Origin of the sequence: Sphingomonas sp. DBB INV C78, from assembly GCF_042693015.1 — a bacterium.
Lineage (GTDB): Bacteria > Pseudomonadota > Alphaproteobacteria > Sphingomonadales > Sphingomonadaceae > Sphingomonas_E.
This window is the reverse complement of the sequence record NZ_CP170544.1, coordinates 441,949-460,404: the sequence shown is the minus strand read 5'-3', so window position 1 is coordinate 460,404 and position 18,456 is coordinate 441,949. Positions and strand designations below refer to the sequence as shown.

Sequence of the window (18,456 nt, the reverse complement as noted above, 5' to 3'; positions counted from 1 at the left end):
CGGGAGGCAACAAGCGCGTACGCACGAGGGAGACTGTCCGATGCTCTATGCCATCCTCTGCTACAATGACGAGGCCGCCGTCAGTGCCTGGAGCAAGGACGAGGAAGACCGCGTGATGGCACAGCTTGGCGCCGTCCAGGCCCCGCTCGCTGCGTCCGGTCGACTCGGCCCGGTCGCGCGCCTGATGCCGACGACCGCCGCGACCACGCTTCGCAAGGGTCGCGAGCCGGTCGTGCTCGATGGGCCGTTCGCGGAAACCAAGGAACAGTTGCTGGGTTTCTATGTGATCGACTGCGAATCGCTGGATGCAGCGCTTGATGTCGCGCGCGATCTCGCCTTCGCCAATCCCGGTACTGGCTCGTACGAAATCCGCCCAGTTCGGACCTTTGCCCCCAACAACGTCGTATCGTGACCGACACCGATTGGATCCACGCATCGCTCATCGCAGCGCGGCCGCAGGCGGTGGGCGCCCTGCTCCGCTGGTTCCGCGATCTCGATACGGCGGAGGAGGCCTATCAAGAGGCCTGTCTGCGCGCGCTGAAGGCTTGGCCGCAGAATGGGCCGCCGCGCGATCCCACCGGCTGGCTGATCTTCGTCGGTCGCAACGCCGCGCTGGATCGGGTCCGCAAGGACAGCCGGCTCGATGCGCTGCAGGACGGATCCGCGCCGTCGGATCTTGATGACGAAGAAGCGGCGGTGGCCGATCGCATCGACGGCGGCGACTATCGTGACGATGTGCTGCGCCTGCTGTTCGTGTGCTGCCAGCCGGATCTGCCGGCCACGCAGCAGATCGCGCTGGCGCTGCGGATCGTATCGGGCCTCACCGTGTCGCAGATCGCGCGCCCCTTCCTTGTTTCCGAAGCGGCGATGGAACAGCGCATCACGCGGGCGAAGGCACGGATCGCCAATGCGGGCGTCCCATTCGAGACACCCGGTCCTGTCGAAAGAGTGGAACGGTTCGCCGCCGTCGCAGCCATTCTCTATCTCATGTTCAACGAGGGCTATTCTGCCGCCGGCAATCCCGATGCCGCCTCCTTGTGCGATGAGGCGATCCGCCTTGCTCGACTCCTGCTCAAACTATTTCCCGCCGAGCCCGAGATGATGGGGCTGCTGGCGCTGATGCTGTTGCAGCACGCCCGCGCCGCTGCCCGCTTCGACGCAACCGGCGAGGCGATCCTACTCGACGACCAGGATCGGAGCCGGTGGGACCCATCGATGATCGGCGAGGCACTGGCATTGATCGACAAGGCGATGCGGCATCGCAAGCCCGGCCCCTATCAGGTGCAGGCCGCCATCGCCGCGCTTCATGCGCGGGCCGGAAGCCCCGATGAAACCGACTGGGCCCAGATCGACCTTCTCTATGCGACGCTGGAACGGCTTGAGCCTTCGCCCGTCGTCACGCTCAATCGCGCGATCGCGGTGGCGAAGGTTGCGGGGCCGGAGGCGGCGCTGGCGATGATCGACCCGCTGGGCGACCGGCTCGACGGCTATTTCCACTTTCATGGCGCGCGAGGCGGCCTGCTCCTCCAACTGGGCCGCCGGGCCGAAGCGCGCATGGCGTTCGACCGCGCCATCGCACTTGCCCGCACTCCCGCGCAGGCTACGCATATCCGAGCTCATCTCGATCGACTGACCAGTTCCTGATCCCTGGGTTGGAGCGGCCTTGTCGTTACTCTATGGCCCGACACCATGTTCGCCACGCCCGACGATTTCGCTGCCGCCCTTGCCGCCTTGCCCTCTGCGAGCGAAGCTTCGCGCGCAGTCGCTTCCGAACGGCAGGGACAGCTCACCAAGCCCCCCGGTTCGCTCGGCAGGCTTGAGGAGATCGCGATCTTCTTTGCCGGCTGGCAGGGGACCGAACGGCCGCAGATTGCCGGTGCGCGGATTGCCGTCTTTGCCGGGAATCATGGTGTCGCCGCGCGGGGTGTGAGCGCCTTCCCCGCATCCGTGACGGCCGAGATGGTGCGCAACTTCGCGAATGGCGGGGCGGCGATCAACGCGCTCGCCAAGGCTGCGGATGCCGAATTGTCTGTGGTGCCGCTCGCGCTCGACCGGCCGACCGCCGATTTCACGACTGGCCCGGCAATGAGCGAGGCCGAATGTCTCGACGCGATCAATGCGGGTGCCGCGACCATCATCAACGGGATCGACCTCCTCGCGGTCGGCGAGATGGGCATCGCCAATTCCACGGCGGCCGCAGCACTCTGTGCCCGCAGCTTCGGCGGCAGCGCCGCGGATTGGGTGGGGCCGGGCACCGGCGTTGATTCGGCCGGCATCGCCCGCAAGGTGACGGTGGTGGACGATGCGCTGGCCTTTCACGCCGATGCGCCAACCACGCCGTTCGAGACACTGCGTCGGCTGGGTGGCCGGGAACTGGCGGCGATCGCGGGCGCGGTCGTGGCGGCGCGGCTGGCGCGCGTGCCGGTAGTGATGGACGGCTTCATCGCGACCGCATCGATCGCGCCCATCGCGGCCGCCTGTCCCGATATAACCGATCATCTCATCGCCGGGCATGTCTCAGCCGAGCCGGGCCATGCGCGGTTGCTCAGCCGGTTGGGGCTGGAACCTTTGCTGGCGCTCGGCATGCGGCTGGGCGAAGGCAGCGGCGCGGCGGTGGCGATCAATGTCATCCGCGCGGCGCTGGCGGCGCACAATGGCATGGCGACCTTTGCCGAGGCGGGTGTTTCGGGCGGATGACGGCCTTTCTGCTCCACCTGCTGCGCCATGGCGCGCCAGCCCTGCCCGGCCGGCTGATGGGCCGCACCGATTGCCCGGCGACGGCGGAGGGCATCGCGGCCTGCATCAAGCAAGTGGAGGGGCTGAGCTTCGATCGGCTGATCTCGTCCGATCTCGTGCGCTGTGCCGATGCTGCGCGAGCCATTGGCGCGGCAACGATCGATCCGCGCTGGCGGGAGCTGGACTTCGGCGAGTGGGACGGGGTGGCAGCGAGCGAAGTCGACGCCGCGGCGATCGGTGCCTTCTGGGACGACCCCGATGCCAACCCGCCGCCGGGGGGCGAGCGATGGTCCAGCCTTGTCGAGCGGGTGGGCGAGGCGATCCGCGAGCTGGCGCCGGTTGATACACTGGTTGTCACTCATGGCGGGGCCATGCGGGCGGCTTTGTTGGATTTGTGCGGGTTCCAACAGAAGGATTTATGGGCCTTCGACCTGCCCTATGCCGCGCTGCTGACGCTCAAGATATGGCCGGGGGAACGGCCGACGGCGCAGATTGTCGGGTTGAGCTGATGCGCGGGCTGGTGATCGCCATCCAGTTCCTGACGCGGATTCCGACGCCGCAACTCAGGAATTTCGATGTCGCGGAGATGCCAGCCGCGATCCGCTGGTTTCCGGCGGTCGGCCTGCTGATCGGTGCAAGCGTCACGGGTGCGTGGTTGCTGGGCGCGCGAATCGACCCTTGGGCGGCGGGTCTGTTTGGCCTGGTCACGTGGGTGCTGGTGACGGGCGCGCTCCACCTCGACGGGCTGGGCGACATGGCGGATGCGCTGGGCGCGAGCCATCGCGATCCCGAACGGCTGCTGGCGGTGATGAAGGACCCGCATGTCGGCAGCTTCGGTGTATTGGCGCTCATCCTGCAATGCGCTGCCAAATTAGTGCTGCTCGCCCTCTTGGCGAGCCGAGTGGGGCCGTGGCCACTGATCGTCGTCCCGGCGCTGGCGCGGATCGGACCACTTGGATGGACGCGATGGCTGCCGCCGCTCGGCAGTGGCATGGCCGAACGCTTCGCCTGGGCCGTCCGCCCGATCGACATCGCCTTCTGGGCGGCAGCGGCCATCGCTGCGTTCGTCTTGTGGCCGCCACTCGCCATCGCGGCTCCACTCACGATCCTGTGGGCACTGTGGCTTAAACGGCGGATCGGCGGCATCAGCGGCGATTGCCACGGGGCAGGTATCGAACTGATCGAAACGGCCCTGCTTGTCGCCCTGCTCGTCGGGGCCCGATGATCCCGGCGGTCATGCCTTATTTGGTCCTCATCGCGAAACGTCCGCCCCTTGCCGGCTGACCGGCGGAAGCAGAGGATTCCATGACTGCCTGAAAGCTGGAGATTCGACCTGACCGCCCTCGCCATTCCCGATCATGTGCCGGCCGATCGGGTGTTCCATTTCGACTTCCGCAACGATGAGGCGCTCCGCCAAGACCCATGGGCCTATCTGGCGACGCTGGATGATCTGCCCGACATCTTCTTCTCGCCCGATCTCGGCGGCTACTGGGTGGTGACTCGCGCGGCTCTGATCGACGACGTGTTCAGCCGGCACGACCTGTTCACCGCCACCTCGCTCGCCATCCCCAAGATCGAGAATGCGCCGGTCCTGATCCCCAATCATCTCGATCCGCCCGCGCACACGGCTTATCGCAAACTGATGGCGGGCAGCATGTTCTCGCCGCGCGCACTGGCCGGATTGGAGGAGGATACGCGCCGCTTCGCCCGCGCGCTGTTCCACGCCTTCCCGTCCGGCCGCTGCGAGTTCGTCCACGATTTCGCCTATCGGCTGCCAATCGATATCTTCCTGAGCATGATGGGGGCAGACCTTGCCCATCGCGACGAGTGCCTTGCCTTCATCAAGGGCATCTTCCGCGGCCGGACGGTGGAGGAGACGACGGCCGGCTTCCACGCCGCCCACGCCTTCACCACCCGCTGGCTGACCGAGCAGCTAGCCGACCCGGACGCCAACCAGGGCGGAATGTTCCGGGCGATGGTGGAAGCCCGCATAGAGGGGCGGTCGCTCAACTTCGAGGAGATGCTCTCGATCACGCTGATGCTGCTGTCGGGCGGGCTTGATACGATCACGTCGCAGATGACGCACATCATGCGCTTCCTGGCGGAAAGCCCGAAGCATCGCGCCTTTCTGGTCGACAACCCCGATGCTATCCCGGTCGCGCTGGAGGAGATGCTGCGGCGCTTCGGCATTTCCTTCATCGGCCGCGCGGCGGCAGATGACTTCACCTTTGAAGGCGTCACCTTCCGCAAGGGCGATCCGGTGTGCGCGGCGACGCCGATCGCGGGGCTCGACCCCCGCGCCTTCCCCGATCCGCTGGCAGTGGATTTCGGGCGCGGCGGCGAAGGCCGGCGGGTGAAGCATCTAGGCTTCGGATCAGGCCCGCATCTGTGCATCGGCGCCTATCTGGCCCGCACCCAACTTCGCATCATGCTGGAAGAATTGCTGCCCCGCATGCCGGGGCTGCGGATCGCGCCTGGGGCAACGATCGAGAATATGCGCGGTGCGACTATGATGCTCCATTCGCTGCCGCTTGAGTGGCAGCAGGGTTGAGGCGGGCGGTGGAATCGATCCGCCCTCCGGTCGCGCCCCCGGCAATCAAGGCATAAGCCGCGGCAAGCCAGCCGTTGGCGAGATCGAAGAAGCGACGGCGCAGTGCGTCCGTGGCGGCAACGCGCGCCGCATAGAATGCCGGATCATCGATCAGCCGGCCAATGGCCGCGACGTAGCTATCGACATTGTCGACTTCCGCCTCGACGGCCGCGGGGGCGAGCATGGCGCCCCCCCGCAGACAGGCGCTGGAGGTGACCAGCGGCCGATGGGCCAATACCGCCTCGATCGAGACCTTGTTGAAACCTTCCAGGAAGGTGGAACGCGTCGGCACGATGACGGCATGGGATTGGCTCAGCAGGGCCAGCGTCCGATTGCTCGCGGTATGACCGTGAACATGGACATTCGGACCGAGCTCCATTGCCTCAACCCGCCTCTTGAGTTCGGCGAGCGCAGATCCATCCCCGCAGATATCCAGCGACACGTCCCGCCCGGCGGCGCGCAGCGCACGCATCATATCGAGCAGATCGAAGACGCCCTTCGCCTCCTCCACCCGGCCCGCAAAGAACAGGCGGAACTGGCCGGCGCCCGGGTGAACGGGCGGTTGCACGTCAGCGAAGCGGGATTCGAGATAGGTGCCGTGGAAGGTTGCGATCGGCAGCCTGTCGGACGTCAGGCGCGCGGCCTGCGCCGCGACCTCCGTGGAGACCGCGAGAAAGCCCTGGTAGAAATGGCCCAGCGCCCAGCCCTCTATCCCGAGAATGATCTGACGGGCCGGTCTGATCGGGCCGGGCGGCAGGATTTCGGTATGTTGGGAGCCGATCAGCTTGACGCCAAACAGCCGCGCGGGCGTGAGCAAAGCCCAATAGGCCACGCCGTCCATGATGATCGCATGGCTGGGCCGCGCCCGGATGAGTTGCCCGAGCAGTTCCAGCGACTGGCGGGCAAGGCCGAGTTGATAGCGCCACCCCCTGCCGAGGGATCGGGGACGCCGTGGCATGAAAGTGATGCGATCATCGCTCAACGCGGGAAGACCGGGCGGGCAGGAAACGACGCCACGTTTTGCCAGCATCCCGCAAAGCTCGAAGAATTGCGCCGAATAGGTGATCGAGGTCTGGCCCGCAGCAGGCTCGCCAGCGCGCCAACTCTGCCAGTCCGCAACCGTATCGCCAGCCACCGCCGCATAGAAAATCGGCCGGTCCGGGGTTTGCCCCATAGCCATAACCCCGTCGTTATCAGTCCGCGCCCTTTAGCCACAGCCGAACGAGTCCGACCTGCCGTAACTTGCGCGCCACTATATTATTTGTAACCACATCCATGCGCCCAACAAGACGGGAGTCGAATCTTGTTACAGCTTGATCGCTGCCCGGCCTGCAATTCGACCTCGACTGCCTTCGATTATGAAGGCGTCTGCCGTCGGACGGACGATGGCGGGCGCCCTTGGTCGGTCACTGTCTGTCAGGATTGCGGACTGCGCTTCCTGAACCCGCAGCCTGAATGGAGCGACCTGTCGCCCTATTACGACAAAAGCTACAGCGCCTATGCGCCCGACCATGGCACCGGAGGCGTCGAGGCCGAGATCGCCCGAGCGAAGGCCGCCGGCGAATACCGCCATGTACGGATCACGCCCGGCATGAAGGTGCTGGACGTGGGTTGCGGCGGCGGATCCTTTCTTCAGGTGGTGCGCGGACTCGGCGGCATTCCGCAGGGCGTGGAGCCGAGCGAGGCCGGGTTCCGATCGACATCGGCCGCGGGGCTGCCGGTATTTCACGGGCAGTTGCACGAATTCATCGCTTCCGGCCAGGCGGAGCGATACGACCTCATCACCGCAAGCCATGTCGTCGAACATCATCCCGAACCGGTGCGGATGATCCAAGAGATGTATTCGCTGCTCGCGCCAGGCGGGCGGCTATGGTTCGCCGTGCCCAATGGCGAGACGCCGGATGCCCTGGCGCTGCGCGATCGCTGGCACAGCACCGATCTGCCCTTCCACCTCACCCATTTCGGCCCGCGAAGCATGGCGAAGGCATTGGAGCGCGCCGGGATCGCCGACTATCAGCTGGAAACCTATTCGCTGCCCGACGCAGTGGAAGCGTCGATCCAGGCGCGATTGCGCTGGGGTATCGGCCTGCCCGTGCGAATCAGCCGCCATCTGCCGCTAGGCGGCATCGCCCGCAAGCGGGGCGGACGGCTCGACCGCGAAAATCGGGGCGAATCGATCCTGGTGAATGCCATCGCCCCAGCCGAGGCCGGGGCGACACCACAGTTTCATGGTATCGCCGCCGAATAACCTGAGGCGCCCGCCGATCAGATGTGGATCGGCAGGCCCTGCACCGCCATCGCCGCTTCCTTCAGCGCTTCAGGGTGCGTCGGGTGGGCGTGGCAGGTGTAGGCGATGTCTTCCGACGTCGCGCCGAACTCCATCGCCTGCGCCGCCTGCGAGATCATCGTGCCGGCCACCGACGAGATGATCCAGACGCCGAGCACCTTGTCCGACTTCGCATCGGCAATGACCTTCACGAAGCCCGCCGTATCATCGATCGTCTTGGCGCGGCTGTTGGCCAGCATCGGGAATTTGCCGACCTTCACCTCACCGCGCGCCTTGGCGTCTTCCTCGCTCAAGCCGACGCCGGCGATCTCGGGCATGGTGTAAACGACCGACGGGATCACATCGTGGTTCACGATGCCGGTCAGGCCGGCGATATTCTCGGCCACCGCAATGCCCTCATCCTCCGCCTTGTGGGCGAGCATCGGGCCGGGAATGACGTCGCCGATCGCCCAGATGCCGGGGACCGCGGTCGCGAAATCATGATCGGTTTCGATCTGGCCGCGCTTGTTGAGCGAGAGGCCAGCCTTTTCGAGCGCGAGGCCATCGGTGTTGGGGCGACGTCCGATGGAAACGAGGACGACGTCCGCCTCGATCGTCTGCGCTTCGCCGCCAGCCGCGGGCTCGACCGTCAGGACAGCCCCGGCGCCCTTGCGTGTCGCGCCCGTCACCTTGGTCGAGGTCTTGATGTCGAAGCCCTGCTTCTTGAACAGCTTGGCGGCTTCCTTGCGGACTTCGCCGTCCATGCCGGGCAGGATCTGGTCGAGGAATTCGACCACCGTGACCTTGGCACCGAGACGACGCCAGACCGAGCCAAGCTCCAGCCCGATCACGCCGCCGCCGATGACGACCATGTGGCCCGGCACCTTGGAAAGCTCGAGCGCGCTGGTCGAATCGACGATCGCTTCATTGTCGACGGTGACGCCCGGCAGCGGCGTGACCGAGGAGCCGGTGGCGATGATGATGTTCTTGGCGCGATAGGTCTTGCCCGCGACTTCCACCGTATCCTTGCCGGTGAACGCAGCACGGCCCTTGAGCCATTCGATCTTGTTCTTCTTGAACAGGAATTCGATGCCGCCAGTCAGGCCCTTCACGGCCTTCAAGCGCTGACCGTGCATCGCATCGAGATCGAGGCTGGCGCCGTCGATCTTCACGCCGAACTTGGCGAGCGCGCCCGAATGCGCTTCCTCATAGAGGTGGCTGGCGTGGAGCAGCGCCTTGGACGGGATGCAGCCGACATTGAGGCAGGTGCCGCCCAGCGTCTCGCGGCTTTCGGCGCAGGCGGTCTTCAGGCCGAGCTGCGCGGCGCGGATCGCGGCGACATAGCCGCCGGGGCCGGAACCGATGACGAGGACGTCGAAATCATAGTCGGACATGGGCACTTTCCTCATGCGTCATGCCAGCGAAGGCTGGCATCTCGTGCGACAGGAGGGCGCTCTTGCGGCACGAGACCCCGGCTTTCGCCGGGGTGACGTTACTAATTACAGGTCGATCAGCAGACGGGTCGGATCCTCGATCGCTTCCTTGATGCGGACGAGGAAGGTCACAGCGTCGCGACCGTCGACCAGACGATGATCATAGCTGAGCGCGAGATACATCATCGGGCGCGCGACGATCTGGCCGTCGCGGACGACCGGGCGCTCCTCGATACGATGCAGGCCCAGCACGGCAGACTGGCCGAGATTGATGATCGGGCTCGACAGCAGCGATCCGAACACGCCGCCATTGGAGATGGTGAAGGTGCCGCCCCGCATCTCCTCGATCTTGAGCGTGCCGTCCTTGGCGCGCTTGCCGAAGTCGGCGATCGTCTTTTCGATGCCGGCGAAGCTGAGCTTGTCGGCATCGCGGACCACCGGCACGACCAGGCCCTGCGGCGCGGAGACCGCGACCGAGATGTCGGCATAATCGCGATAGATGATCTCGTCGCCATCAATGACAGCGTTCACGGCCGGCACGTCACGGAGCGCGAGCACCGCCGCCTTGGCGAAGAAGCTCATGAAGCCGAGGCGGATGCCATGCTTCTTTTCGAACAGATCCTTGTAGCGGTTCCGCGCATCCATCACCGCCGTCATGTCGACGTCGTTGTAGGTGGTGAGCATCGCCGTGGTGTTCTGCGATTCCTTGAGGCGCGACGCGATCGTCTGGCGCAGGCGCGTCATGCGGACGCGCTCTTCCTTGCGGCCGGACGCGTCAGGCGCGATGCGCGGCGCTGCCGGGGCAGCGGCCGGGGCCGGCGCGGAAACGGCGGCGGGCTTCGGCTGACCCTGGGCCTTGGCGGCGGCGAGCACGTCATCCTTGGTCAGGCGGCCATCCTTGCCGGTACCCTTGATCTTCGATGGATCGAGACCATGCTCCAGCACCACGCGGCGAACGGCGGGCGACAGCGTCTTGGGGTCCTCATCGTCCTCGACCGGAGCGGCCGCGGGTTCGGCCGGGGCCGCAGCCTCGGCCTGGCCGACGGCGTTGCGATCTGCGACCGCGGGCGTGGCAGGCGAAGCGGCGCTCGCGCCCTCGTTTACGAGCGCGATCACGGCGCCGACCTGGACGGTATCGCCCTCGGCCACGGCCTGCTCGCCCATCACGCCATCGACGGGCGAATTGACCTCGACGGCCACCTTGTCGGTCTCCAGGCTGGCGATCGGCTCGTCTGCCTTCACCGCCTCGCCAGGCGCCTTCAGCCAGCTACCGAGCGTCGCTTCGGTGATCGATTCGCCCAGCGTGGGCACCTTGACTTCGGTCGCCATGTCTCAGTTCGCCTTCACTTCATGGCCGAGCGCTTCCGCAACGAGCGCCGCCTGCTGTTCCACATGCTTGCGTGCGAGGCCGGTGGCCGTCGCGGCGGACGCCTTGCGGCCCGCATAGACTGCGCGGGCCGGGCCGGTGCCCGCTTCCATCAGACATTCCTCCAGGATCGGCTCGACGAAGAACCAGGAGCCGTTATTCTTCGGTTCTTCCTGGGCCCAGACCAAGGTTTCGAGGTTGGGCATCCGCGCCAGCCGCTTGACCAGCGCTTCCGCCGGGAACGGGTAGACCTGCTCGATACGGATGATCGAGGTGTTCGTGTCGCCCGCCGCGTCACGCGCTTCGGCGAGGTCGTAGAAAACCTTGCCCGAGCACAGCACGACACGCTTCACGTCCTGATCCGCCGGTGCGTTCGGATCGGACAGGATCCGCATGAAGTGGCTGTCGCCCATGAACTCGTCGATCGTCGACACTGCCGACTTGTGACGGAGCAGCGACTTCGGCGTCATGATGATCAGGGGCTTGCGGAAATTGCGGTGCATCTGCCGGCGCAGCGCGTGGAAATAATTGGCCGGCGTGGTGATGTTGCACACCTGCATATTATCTTCGGCGCAGAGCTGGAGATAACGCTCCATCCGGGCCGAGGAGTGCTCCGGCCCCTGCCCTTCATAGCCGTGCGGCAGCAGCATCACGAGACCGTTGACGCGCAGCCACTTGGCTTCGCCCGCGGCGATGAACTGGTCGATCATCACCTGCGCGCCGTTGGCGAAATCGCCGAACTGCGCTTCCCACAGCACCAGCGTGTTGGGCGCGGCGGAGGCATAGCCATATTCGAAGCCGAGCACGCCGAACTCGCTGAGCGGGCTATCCAGCACCTGGAAGCGCCGATCGAGCGACGACAGGGGGATATATTTGTGGCCGTCTTTCTGGTCGGTCCACGCCGCGTGGCGCTGGCTGAAGGTGCCGCGGCCGCAATCCTGGCCCGACAGGCGGACCGGGAAGCCTTCGAGCAGCAGCGATCCGAACGCCATGGCCTCGGCGGTCGCCCAGTCGAAGCCTTCGCCCTTGTCGAACATCACCTTCTTCGCATCGAGAATGCGCGACAGGGTCTTGTGGATGTTGAAGTCTTCAGGAACGGTCGTCAGCGTGGCCGCGAGCCGGTCGACCGCGTCCTGCTTGATGCCGGTATTGGCCGCGCGGCGCTGGCTCACATCCTCGCGCGGGGCAGCGAAGCCGGTCCAGTCGCCTTCGAACCAGTCGGCCTTGTTGACGCGGAAGCCCTTGGCAGCGTCAAACTCGCCGTCGAGCATCTTGACGAAGCCTTCAACCTCCTGATCGAGCCACGCCTGATCGATCACGCCCTCCGCCTTCAGGCGGCCGGCGTAGAGATCCGAAATCGGCGGATGCTTGCGGATTTCGTCATACATCAGCGGCTGGGTGAAGCCCGGCTCGTCGCCTTCGTTGTGGCCGAAGCGGCGATAGCACCACATGTCGATCACCACGTCGCGCTTGAACGCCATGCGGAATTCGGTGGCGAGCTTGCAGACGAAGGTCACGGCTTCGGGATCGTCGCCGTTGACGTGAATGATCGGCGCCTGGACCATCTTGGCGATGTCCGACGGATAAGGCGACGAGCGCGCGAACTGCGGGCTCGTGGTGAAGCCGACCTGGTTGTTGATGACGAAATGGATCGTGCCGCCGGTGTTGTAACCGGGTAGCCCCGAAAAGCCGAAGCATTCCATGATGATGCCCTGGCCGGCGAACGCGGCGTCGCCATGCAGCAGGATCGGCATCACCTTGGCGCGCTCGAGATCGTCGAGCTTGGTCTGCTTCGCGCGCGACTTGCCGAGCACGACCGGATCGACCGCCTCGAGGTGCGAGGGGTTGGGCGCGAGGCTCAGGTGGACGACATTGCCGTCGAACTCACGGTCGGTCGACGTGCCGAGGTGATATTTCACGTCACCCGAACCGCCGACATCTTCCGGATTGGCCGAGCCGCCGGCGAATTCGCTGAAGATCGCGCGGTAGGGCTTTTCCATGACGTTGGCGAGGACGTTGAGGCGGCCGCGATGGGCCATACCGATCACGACCTCGTTCACGCCACCGGCGCCGCCATATTTGATGACGCCTTCGAGCGCGGGGACCATGGATTCGCCGCCGTCGAGGCCAAAGCGCTTGGTGCCGACATATTTGCGGCCCAGGAACTTCTCCCATTGCTCGGCATGGATCACCTTGGACAGGATCGCCTTCTTGCCGAGATCGGTGAAGTGGATCTCCTTGTCGCGGCCTTCCATCCGCTCCTGCAGGAAGCGGCGCTCCTCAATGTCGGAGATGTGCATATATTCGATGCCGACATGCCCGCAGTAATTCTTCTGCAGGATGGCGACGATCTCACGGATCGACGCGCGCTCAAGCCCCAGCGTGCCGCCGAGGTGGATCGGACGGTCAAGGTCGGACCCGAAGAAGCCGTGAAATTCCGGCGTCAGATCGGCCGGCAGTTCGCGCTTGACGAGGCCGAGCGGATCGAGCTGCGCGCCGAGATGGCCGCGCACCCGATAGGAGCGGATCAGCATCACCGCGCGGATCGAATCCGCAACGGCCTGGACGACATCTGCCGAAGAGATCGACGGACCGGTCGGCGCCGGCGCAGCGGCGGCGGGAGCGCCCTTGGCAGGCTTGGGCGGTAGGGCCGACTGGGTGGGATCGAAGCCCGCGGTCAGGCTGTCGGTTTCGGTCAGCGGCCAGTTCGACCGCGCCCAGGATGGCGACGTCACCGTGTTCGCCAGTCCTTCGAAGTAGGTACGCCAGCTCGGCTCGACCGCTGCGGGGTCAGCCTCGAAGCGCCGGTACAGCGCCTCCACGAAGGAGGGGCTAACTCCCTCCAGTTCGTCGAAACCCAGACCTTCGATACCCATTTTGCCGTCCTCGCGCGGGAGCCACGCATTAGGTTGGATGTGCCGGCGCCTTTGCACCGGTTGTCGTTAACACGTCATTTAGGGCGGAAAACGGCCGAACCCAACCGCCTCCCGCCCCAATTCATTCCGCGTGTTCCGCCCTCCCCGACGGAACCCGCGTCAAGGTCAGCCCTTGAGCACCTCGACCAGCGTCGTGCCGAGCTCCGACGGGCTAGCCGCGACGCGGATGCCGGCCGCTTCCATTGCCGCGATCTTGTCCTCAGCGCCGCCCTGGCCGCCCGAAACGATCGCGCCGGCATGGCCCATGCGACGGCCCGGAGGCGCGGTGCGGCCCGCGATGAAGCCGGCCATGGGCTTCTTGCGGCCGCGCTTGGCCTCGTCGATCAGGAACTGAGCGGCTTCCTCTTCGGCCGAACCGCCGATTTCGCCGATCATGATGATCGACTTGGTCTCGTCGTCGGCGAGGAAGAGTTCGAGCACGTCGATGAAGTTGGTGCCGTTGACAGGATCGCCGCCGATGCCGACAGCCGTCGTCTGGCCAAGGCCGGCGTTGGAGGTCTGGAACACGGCTTCATAGGTAAGCGTGCCCGAGCGCGAAACAACGCCCACCGAACCCTGCTTGAAGATCGAGCCGGGCATGATGCCGATCTTGCACTCGTTCGGGGTCAGGACGCCGGGGCAGTTCGGGCCGATCAGGCGCGACTTGGAACCCTGCAGCGCGCGCTTCACGCGGACCATGTCAAGCACCGGAATGCCCTCGGTGATGGTGACGATCAGCGGCACTTCCGCATCAATCGCTTCCAGGATCGAGTCCGCGGCGAAGGGCGGCGGAACGTAGATCACGGTCGCATCGGCGCCGGTGGCGTGAACCGCCTCATGCACCGTATCGAAGTTCGGCAGGCCCAAGTGGGTGGTGCCGCCCTTGCCCGGGGTGACGCCCGCAACCATCTGCGTGCCGTAAGCCAGCGCCTGCTCCGTGTGGAAGCTGCCGGTGTTGCCGGTCATGCCCTGGGTGATGACCTTGGTGTTCTTGTTGACGAGGATCGACATCGGGTTTGTTCGCCTTTTCTGGGGAGGCTCGAAGGACCGGAGGATTAGGCCAGGCTGGGATCGATGCCCTTGCAGGCAACCAGCAACTCCTTGACCGCGTCGACCGAGACCTGAAGGTTCGTCTTCGCCTCTGCATCAAGTTCGATCTCGACGATCTGCTCGACGCCGTCCTTGCCGATGATCACCGGCACGCCGACATAGAGCCCATCGACGCCATATTTGCCATCGACATAGGCGGCGCAGGGCAGCAGGCGCTTCTGGTCATTCAGATAGGCTTCGGCCATCGCGATGCCCGAAGTGGCCGGCGCGTAATAAGCCGAGCCGGTCTTGAGCAGGCCGACGATCTCGCCGCCGCCCGAGCGGGTGCGCTGGACGATCGCGTCGATGCGTTCCTGGGTGGAACGACCCTGCTTGATGAGGTCCGGAACCGGGATGCCCGCGACAGTCGAATACTGCACAACCGGGACCATCGTGTCGCCGTGGCCGCCGAGAACGAAGGTGTTCACGTCGCGCACCGAAACCTGGAACTCGTCAGCGATGAAGTGGCTGAAGCGCGCCGAATCGAGCACGCCGGCCATGCCGACGACCTTGTTGTGCGGCAGGCCGGAGAATTCACGCAGCGCCCAGACCATCGCGTCGAGCGGGTTGGTGATGCAGATGACGAACGCGTCGGGGGCGTTGTTCTTGATGCCCTCGCCGACAGCCTTCATCACCTTGAGGTTGATGCCGAGCAGATCGTCACGGCTCATGCCCGGCTTGCGGGCGACGCCTGCAGTGACGATGATGACGTCCGCGCCCGCGATATCGGCATAATCGTTCGAGCCGGTGATCTTAGCGTCGAAGCCTTCAACCGGGCCGCACTGCGACAGATCGAGCGCCTTGCCCTGGGGAACGCCTTCGACGACGTCGAACAGGACGATGTCGCCCAGTTCCTTGATCGCCGCTAGGTGGGCGAGCGTGCCGCCGATATTACCAGCGCCGATGAGCGCGATCTTCTTCCTGGACATGCAAGTGCCCCCAAGGGTTCGAGTTGGCTATGGGTGGCGGCCGCGCCGTTGCGTCCGCCCATGAAACGGCGCCCGCTTAGCCCCATGGGACGGCCGGGGCAACCGCTCGCGATGACGATCGGGACAGTTTTTGTTGCGCCTGCTGCCATCCGAGCTTTGCATAGATGTCGCACTCCCCCCTCTCCCGCATGCGGGAGAGGGATACGAAGCCTTATGTCCGCAGGACATTAGGCGCAGTTGGGTGAGGGCAAGCGCCGCTGTGCGGCGCGCGAGGCTGCACCTCGCTTCCCCCTCACCCAGCTACGACTAGGCGGCAAAGCCGCCAAGTCTGCGCAACCCTCTCCCCATTGGGGAGAGGGTTTTCACGCTCAGGCGTCAATCGCTTCCTCGTCCATCTGCGCGGCATTGGCCTGGATGAAGGCGAATCGGTGTTCGGGATTCTTGCCCATCAGCCGGTCGACGAGATCGCGCACGCTCTGCCGCTCCTCATATTCCTGCGGCAGCACCACGCGGATGAGGCTGCGCTTCGCCGGGTCCATGGTGGTCTCGCGAAGCTGCTGCGGGTTCATCTCGCCCAGGCCCTTGAAGCGGGCGACCTCGACCTTCTTGCCCTTGAACTCGGTCGCTTCCAGCTCGGCGCGGTGCGCGTCGTCGTGCGCATAAGCGCTCTTCGCGCCCGAAACGAGGCGATAGAGCGGCGGCTGGGCGAGGTAGACGTGCCCGCGGCGAACGATCTCGGCCATTTCCTGGAAGAAGAAGGTCATCAGCAAGGTCGCGATGTGTGCGCCGTCGACGTCGGCGTCGCTCATGATGATGATGCGCTCGTAGCGCAGCAGATCGGGGTTGCACTTTTCCCGCACGCCGCAGCCGAGTGCCTGGATCAGATCGGCAATTTCCTGATTACCCATGATCTTGGCAGACGATGCCGAGGCGACGTTGAGGATCTTGCCGCGGATCGGCAGGATCGCCTGGGTCTTTCGATCGCGCGCCTGCTTGGCCGATCCGCCGGCCGAGTCGCCCTCGACGATGAACAATTCGGTTCCCGCCGGATCATCGTTGGCACAATCGGTGAGCTTGCCCGGAAGCCGGAGCTTGCGGCCGGCAGTCGCGGTCTTGCGCTTCACCTCGCGCTCGGCCTTGCGGCGCAGGCGCTCGTCCATGCGATCCAGCACGAAGCCGAGCAGCGCCTTGCCGCGTTCCATATTGTCCGAAAGGAAATGGTCGAAATGGTCGCGGACGGCCTTTTCGACGAGTGCGGACGCCTCGGGGCTGGTCAACCGGTCCTTGGTCTGGCTCTGGAATTGGGGATCGCGGATGAAGACCGAGAGCATCAGCTCGGACCCGGTCATCACGTCCTCGGCCGCGATGTCCTTGCCCTTCTTCTGGCCAACGAGATCGGCGAAGCCGCGAATGCCCTTCACCAGCGCCGCGCGCAGGCCGGCTTCATGGGTGCCGCCATCGGGGGTCGGGATGGTATTGCAATAATAGGAATAGCTGCCGTCGGACCAGAGCGGCCACGCCACCGCCCATTCGACCGATCCTTGCGCGTTGGGGAAATCCTGCTTGCCGGCGAAGAAGTTGGCGGTAGCACATTCGCGCGTGCCGACTTGTTCCTTCAGATGATCGGCCAGGCCGCCGGGGAACTGGAACACCGCGTCCGCGGGCGTGTCGTCGCCGATCAGCGCCGGATCGCAGCGCCAGCGTATCTCGACGCCGGCATAGAGATAGGCCTTGGACCGCGCGAGCCGGTAGAGCCGGCCGGGGCGAAAATGCGCCGCCGCGCCGAAAATCTCGGGGTCGGGCGTAAATGTGACGCTGGTGCCCCGCCGGTTCGGCGCCGCGCCCACCACCTCCAGCTTCGAGGTCGCATGCCCCTTGGCGAAGGTCTGGCGGAACAGCTCGCGATTGCGGGCTACCTCGATCACCGTATCCATCGACAATGCGTTGACGACGCTGACGCCGACGCCGTGGAGACCGCCAGAGGTCGCATAGGCCTTGTCGCTGAACTTGCCGCCCGAATGGAGCGTGGTGAGGATCACCTCCAGCGCGGACTTGCCGGGGAACTTGGGATGCGGATCGACCGGGATACCGCGACCATTGTCCGCAATCGTGATGCGGTTGCCCGCAGCCAGCGTCACCTCGATCCGCGTCGCATGCCCCGCAACCGCCTCGTCCATCGCATTGTCGAGCACTTCGGCGGCCAAGTGGTGGAACGCCCGCTCGTCCGTGCCGCCGATATACATGCCCGGCCGGCGCCGGACAGGCTCCAGCCCCTCGAGCACCTCGATCGCCGAGGCATCGTAATTTCCGGAGCTGGTGGAGGGAGAGGAAGCGAAGAGATCGTCGGCCATAAGGGAACGTATAGGGGGTGGATCGAAGGGGGGCCAGTCCCCCGGCCGTGCGCAGTCCGACAATTGATCAGCGCCCCGCAATTTACAGAAACGCCATCGATGTCGGCATTTAACGCCAATTTTACGTCCAGTGACGAAGTTGAGCGGCCAAGGGGAGATCGAATGCCGCTGCTGAAATACAAGCGCGAATCCGCGGCGAAGAACATCTTCCTGTGCACCATCGCCTTACTGGGGATTTCCACAATCGGCGTCTTCGCAATCCTTCAGGATGGGCGGATGCCCTTCCCGATCCGATTTCTCGCCCATTTAATCGGACCTATCGGCGTCATCGCAGCGATCATGGCGACAGGCGTCTTCATCATCCACTTCTTCCATGCCCGAACCAGGCTGATGCGCGGCGATCTACTCGCCTTTCACGCGACGGCGCACGGCGTTGAAATCGCGACGCCGCTCAATCGGGCGTTTCATGGTTGGCGTGACATTGAGGACATCGGCATCCAGACACTCCGCGCCCACGGCAACCTGCATCGCTCCCTGCTCGTGTACCTCCGGCGTCCCGACGAGCAGACCTACCTGCAATGGTTGTTTCGCTCCTCGAAACGCAGTGCGTCGCTGGCGGCCCTCGACGCTTCCGAAGGCGAGGTTGCACGGTGGCTCGATCAAGCTTTGTGGCTCCGGCAACAGGCCATGTCTGATACCGTCACGCCGAGTACATCGGTTCCAGGCGGCAGCCCGTCGGCGCATCGACGCCCACGACAATTCGGCCGCAAGCGCAGCTAAC

The 18,456-nt window shown here is 65.3% G+C and carries 15 protein-coding genes; 8 read left to right on the top strand and 7 right to left on the bottom strand.

Annotated elements, in window-relative coordinates; genetic code table 11:
• Positions 1–40: 40 nt before the first annotated feature.
• From ACFB49_RS02375 to ACFB49_RS02350, 6 genes are all read left to right on the top strand, one after another.
• Positions 41–412 (top strand): YciI family protein, encoded by a 372-nt coding sequence (locus ACFB49_RS02375; protein ID WP_380875451.1) that lies wholly within the window; start codon positions 41–43, stop codon positions 410–412.
• A complete protein-coding gene (locus tag ACFB49_RS02370) occupies positions 409–1,644 on the top strand; it encodes an RNA polymerase sigma factor (RefSeq protein WP_380875448.1) in 1,236 nt (411 codons plus the stop codon). The genes ACFB49_RS02375 and ACFB49_RS02370 overlap by 4 nt, the downstream gene beginning before the upstream one ends.
• Positions 1,645–1,689: 45 nt before the next feature.
• Positions 1,690–2,697 carry a nicotinate-nucleotide--dimethylbenzimidazole phosphoribosyltransferase gene (cobT, locus tag ACFB49_RS02365; RefSeq protein WP_380875446.1) on the top strand — a complete coding sequence of 336 codons (1,008 nt, stop codon included), beginning with the start codon at positions 1,690–1,692 and terminating at the stop codon, positions 2,695–2,697.
• Positions 2,694–3,245 (top strand): histidine phosphatase family protein, encoded by a 552-nt coding sequence (locus ACFB49_RS02360; protein WP_380875443.1) that lies wholly within the window; start codon positions 2,694–2,696, stop codon positions 3,243–3,245. The genes cobT and ACFB49_RS02360 overlap by 4 nt, the downstream gene beginning before the upstream one ends.
• Positions 3,245–3,961, top strand: a complete 717-nt coding sequence (gene cobS / locus ACFB49_RS02355; RefSeq protein ID WP_380875441.1) for an adenosylcobinamide-GDP ribazoletransferase — start codon at positions 3,245–3,247, stop codon at positions 3,959–3,961. The genes ACFB49_RS02360 and cobS overlap by 1 nt, the downstream gene beginning before the upstream one ends.
• A gap of 150 nt (positions 3,962–4,111) precedes the next feature.
• Positions 4,112–5,287, top strand: coding sequence for a cytochrome P450 (locus ACFB49_RS02350; RefSeq protein ID WP_380875438.1), 1,176 nt, complete (start codon positions 4,112–4,114; stop codon positions 5,285–5,287).
• Here the strand turns inward: ACFB49_RS02350 and ACFB49_RS02345 are convergent.
• Entirely contained in the window at positions 5,244–6,500 is a 1,257-nt protein-coding gene (locus ACFB49_RS02345) for a glycosyltransferase family 4 protein (protein ID WP_380875435.1), read from the bottom strand. The two genes, ACFB49_RS02350 and ACFB49_RS02345, sit on opposite strands and share 44 nt — an antisense overlap.
• Positions 6,501–6,629: 129 nt before the next feature.
• Here ACFB49_RS02345 and ACFB49_RS02340 point away from each other — a divergent pair, with 129 nt between their 5' ends.
• Positions 6,630–7,574, top strand: a complete 945-nt coding sequence (locus tag ACFB49_RS02340) for a methyltransferase domain-containing protein (protein ID WP_380875432.1) — start codon at positions 6,630–6,632, stop codon at positions 7,572–7,574.
• 17 nt (positions 7,575–7,591) lie between these two features.
• On the opposite strand, the gene lpdA is transcribed toward ACFB49_RS02340, so the two are convergent.
• The 6 genes from lpdA to parE form a co-directional block, all read right to left on the bottom strand.
• Positions 7,592–8,986: a dihydrolipoyl dehydrogenase gene (gene lpdA, locus ACFB49_RS02335; RefSeq protein ID WP_380875430.1), complete on the bottom strand. Its 1,395-nt coding sequence runs from the start codon at positions 8,984–8,986 to the stop codon at positions 7,592–7,594.
• A 105-nt stretch (positions 8,987–9,091) separates the two neighbouring features.
• The gene (odhB, locus tag ACFB49_RS02330; protein WP_380875427.1) at positions 9,092–10,354 is read right to left on the bottom strand and encodes a 2-oxoglutarate dehydrogenase complex dihydrolipoyllysine-residue succinyltransferase; all 1,263 of its coding nucleotides are present in this window, start codon (positions 10,352–10,354) and stop codon (positions 9,092–9,094) included.
• 3 nt (positions 10,355–10,357) lie between these two features.
• On the bottom strand, positions 10,358–13,267 hold the full coding sequence (locus tag ACFB49_RS02325) for a 2-oxoglutarate dehydrogenase E1 component (RefSeq protein WP_380875425.1): 2,910 nt from the start codon (positions 13,265–13,267) through the stop codon (positions 10,358–10,360).
• Positions 13,268–13,432: 165 nt separating this feature from the next.
• Entirely contained in the window at positions 13,433–14,317 is an 885-nt protein-coding gene (gene sucD, locus ACFB49_RS02320; protein WP_380875422.1) for a succinate--CoA ligase subunit alpha, read from the bottom strand.
• A gap of 44 nt (positions 14,318–14,361) precedes the next feature.
• The gene (gene mdh / locus ACFB49_RS02315) at positions 14,362–15,324 is read right to left on the bottom strand and encodes a malate dehydrogenase (RefSeq protein WP_380875420.1); all 963 of its coding nucleotides are present in this window, start codon (positions 15,322–15,324) and stop codon (positions 14,362–14,364) included.
• Positions 15,325–15,692: 368 nt separating this feature from the next.
• The gene (gene parE, locus ACFB49_RS02310; protein WP_380875418.1) at positions 15,693–17,675 is read right to left on the bottom strand and encodes a DNA topoisomerase IV subunit B; all 1,983 of its coding nucleotides are present in this window, start codon (positions 17,673–17,675) and stop codon (positions 15,693–15,695) included.
• Positions 17,676–17,837: 162 nt separating this feature from the next.
• On the opposite strand from parE, the gene ACFB49_RS02305 reads away from it, so the two are divergent.
• Entirely contained in the window at positions 17,838–18,455 is a 618-nt protein-coding gene (locus ACFB49_RS02305) for a hypothetical protein (protein WP_380875416.1), read from the top strand.
• The last annotated feature ends 1 nt before the right edge of the window (position 18,456 follow it).

Excerpts from the sequence above, each read along its gene's own strand:
- parE (WP_380875418.1), bottom strand. The coding sequence starts at position 17,675 with ATGGCCGACGATCTCTTCGCTTCCTCTCCCTCCACCAGCTCCGGAAAT.
- cobT (WP_380875446.1), top strand. The coding sequence starts at position 1,690 with ATGTTCGCCACGCCCGACGATTTCGCTGCCGCCCTTGCCGCCTTGCCC.
- ACFB49_RS02360 (WP_380875443.1), top strand. The coding sequence starts at position 2,694 with ATGACGGCCTTTCTGCTCCACCTGCTGCGCCATGGCGCGCCAGCCCTG.
- cobS (WP_380875441.1), top strand. The coding sequence starts at position 3,245 with ATGCGCGGGCTGGTGATCGCCATCCAGTTCCTGACGCGGATTCCGACG.
- ACFB49_RS02375 (WP_380875451.1), top strand. The coding sequence starts at position 41 with ATGCTCTATGCCATCCTCTGCTACAATGACGAGGCCGCCGTCAGTGCC.
- odhB (WP_380875427.1), bottom strand. The coding sequence starts at position 10,354 with ATGGCGACCGAAGTCAAGGTGCCCACGCTGGGCGAATCGATCACCGAA.
- sucD (WP_380875422.1), bottom strand. The coding sequence starts at position 14,317 with ATGTCGATCCTCGTCAACAAGAACACCAAGGTCATCACCCAGGGCATG.
- ACFB49_RS02305 (WP_380875416.1), top strand. The coding sequence starts at position 17,838 with ATGCCGCTGCTGAAATACAAGCGCGAATCCGCGGCGAAGAACATCTTC.
- mdh (WP_380875420.1), bottom strand. The coding sequence starts at position 15,324 with ATGTCCAGGAAGAAGATCGCGCTCATCGGCGCTGGTAATATCGGCGGC.
- ACFB49_RS02325 (WP_380875425.1), bottom strand. The coding sequence starts at position 13,267 with ATGGGTATCGAAGGTCTGGGTTTCGACGAACTGGAGGGAGTTAGCCCC.
- lpdA (WP_380875430.1), bottom strand. The coding sequence starts at position 8,986 with ATGTCCGACTATGATTTCGACGTCCTCGTCATCGGTTCCGGCCCCGGC.
- ACFB49_RS02345 (WP_380875435.1), bottom strand. The coding sequence starts at position 6,500 with ATGGGGCAAACCCCGGACCGGCCGATTTTCTATGCGGCGGTGGCTGGC.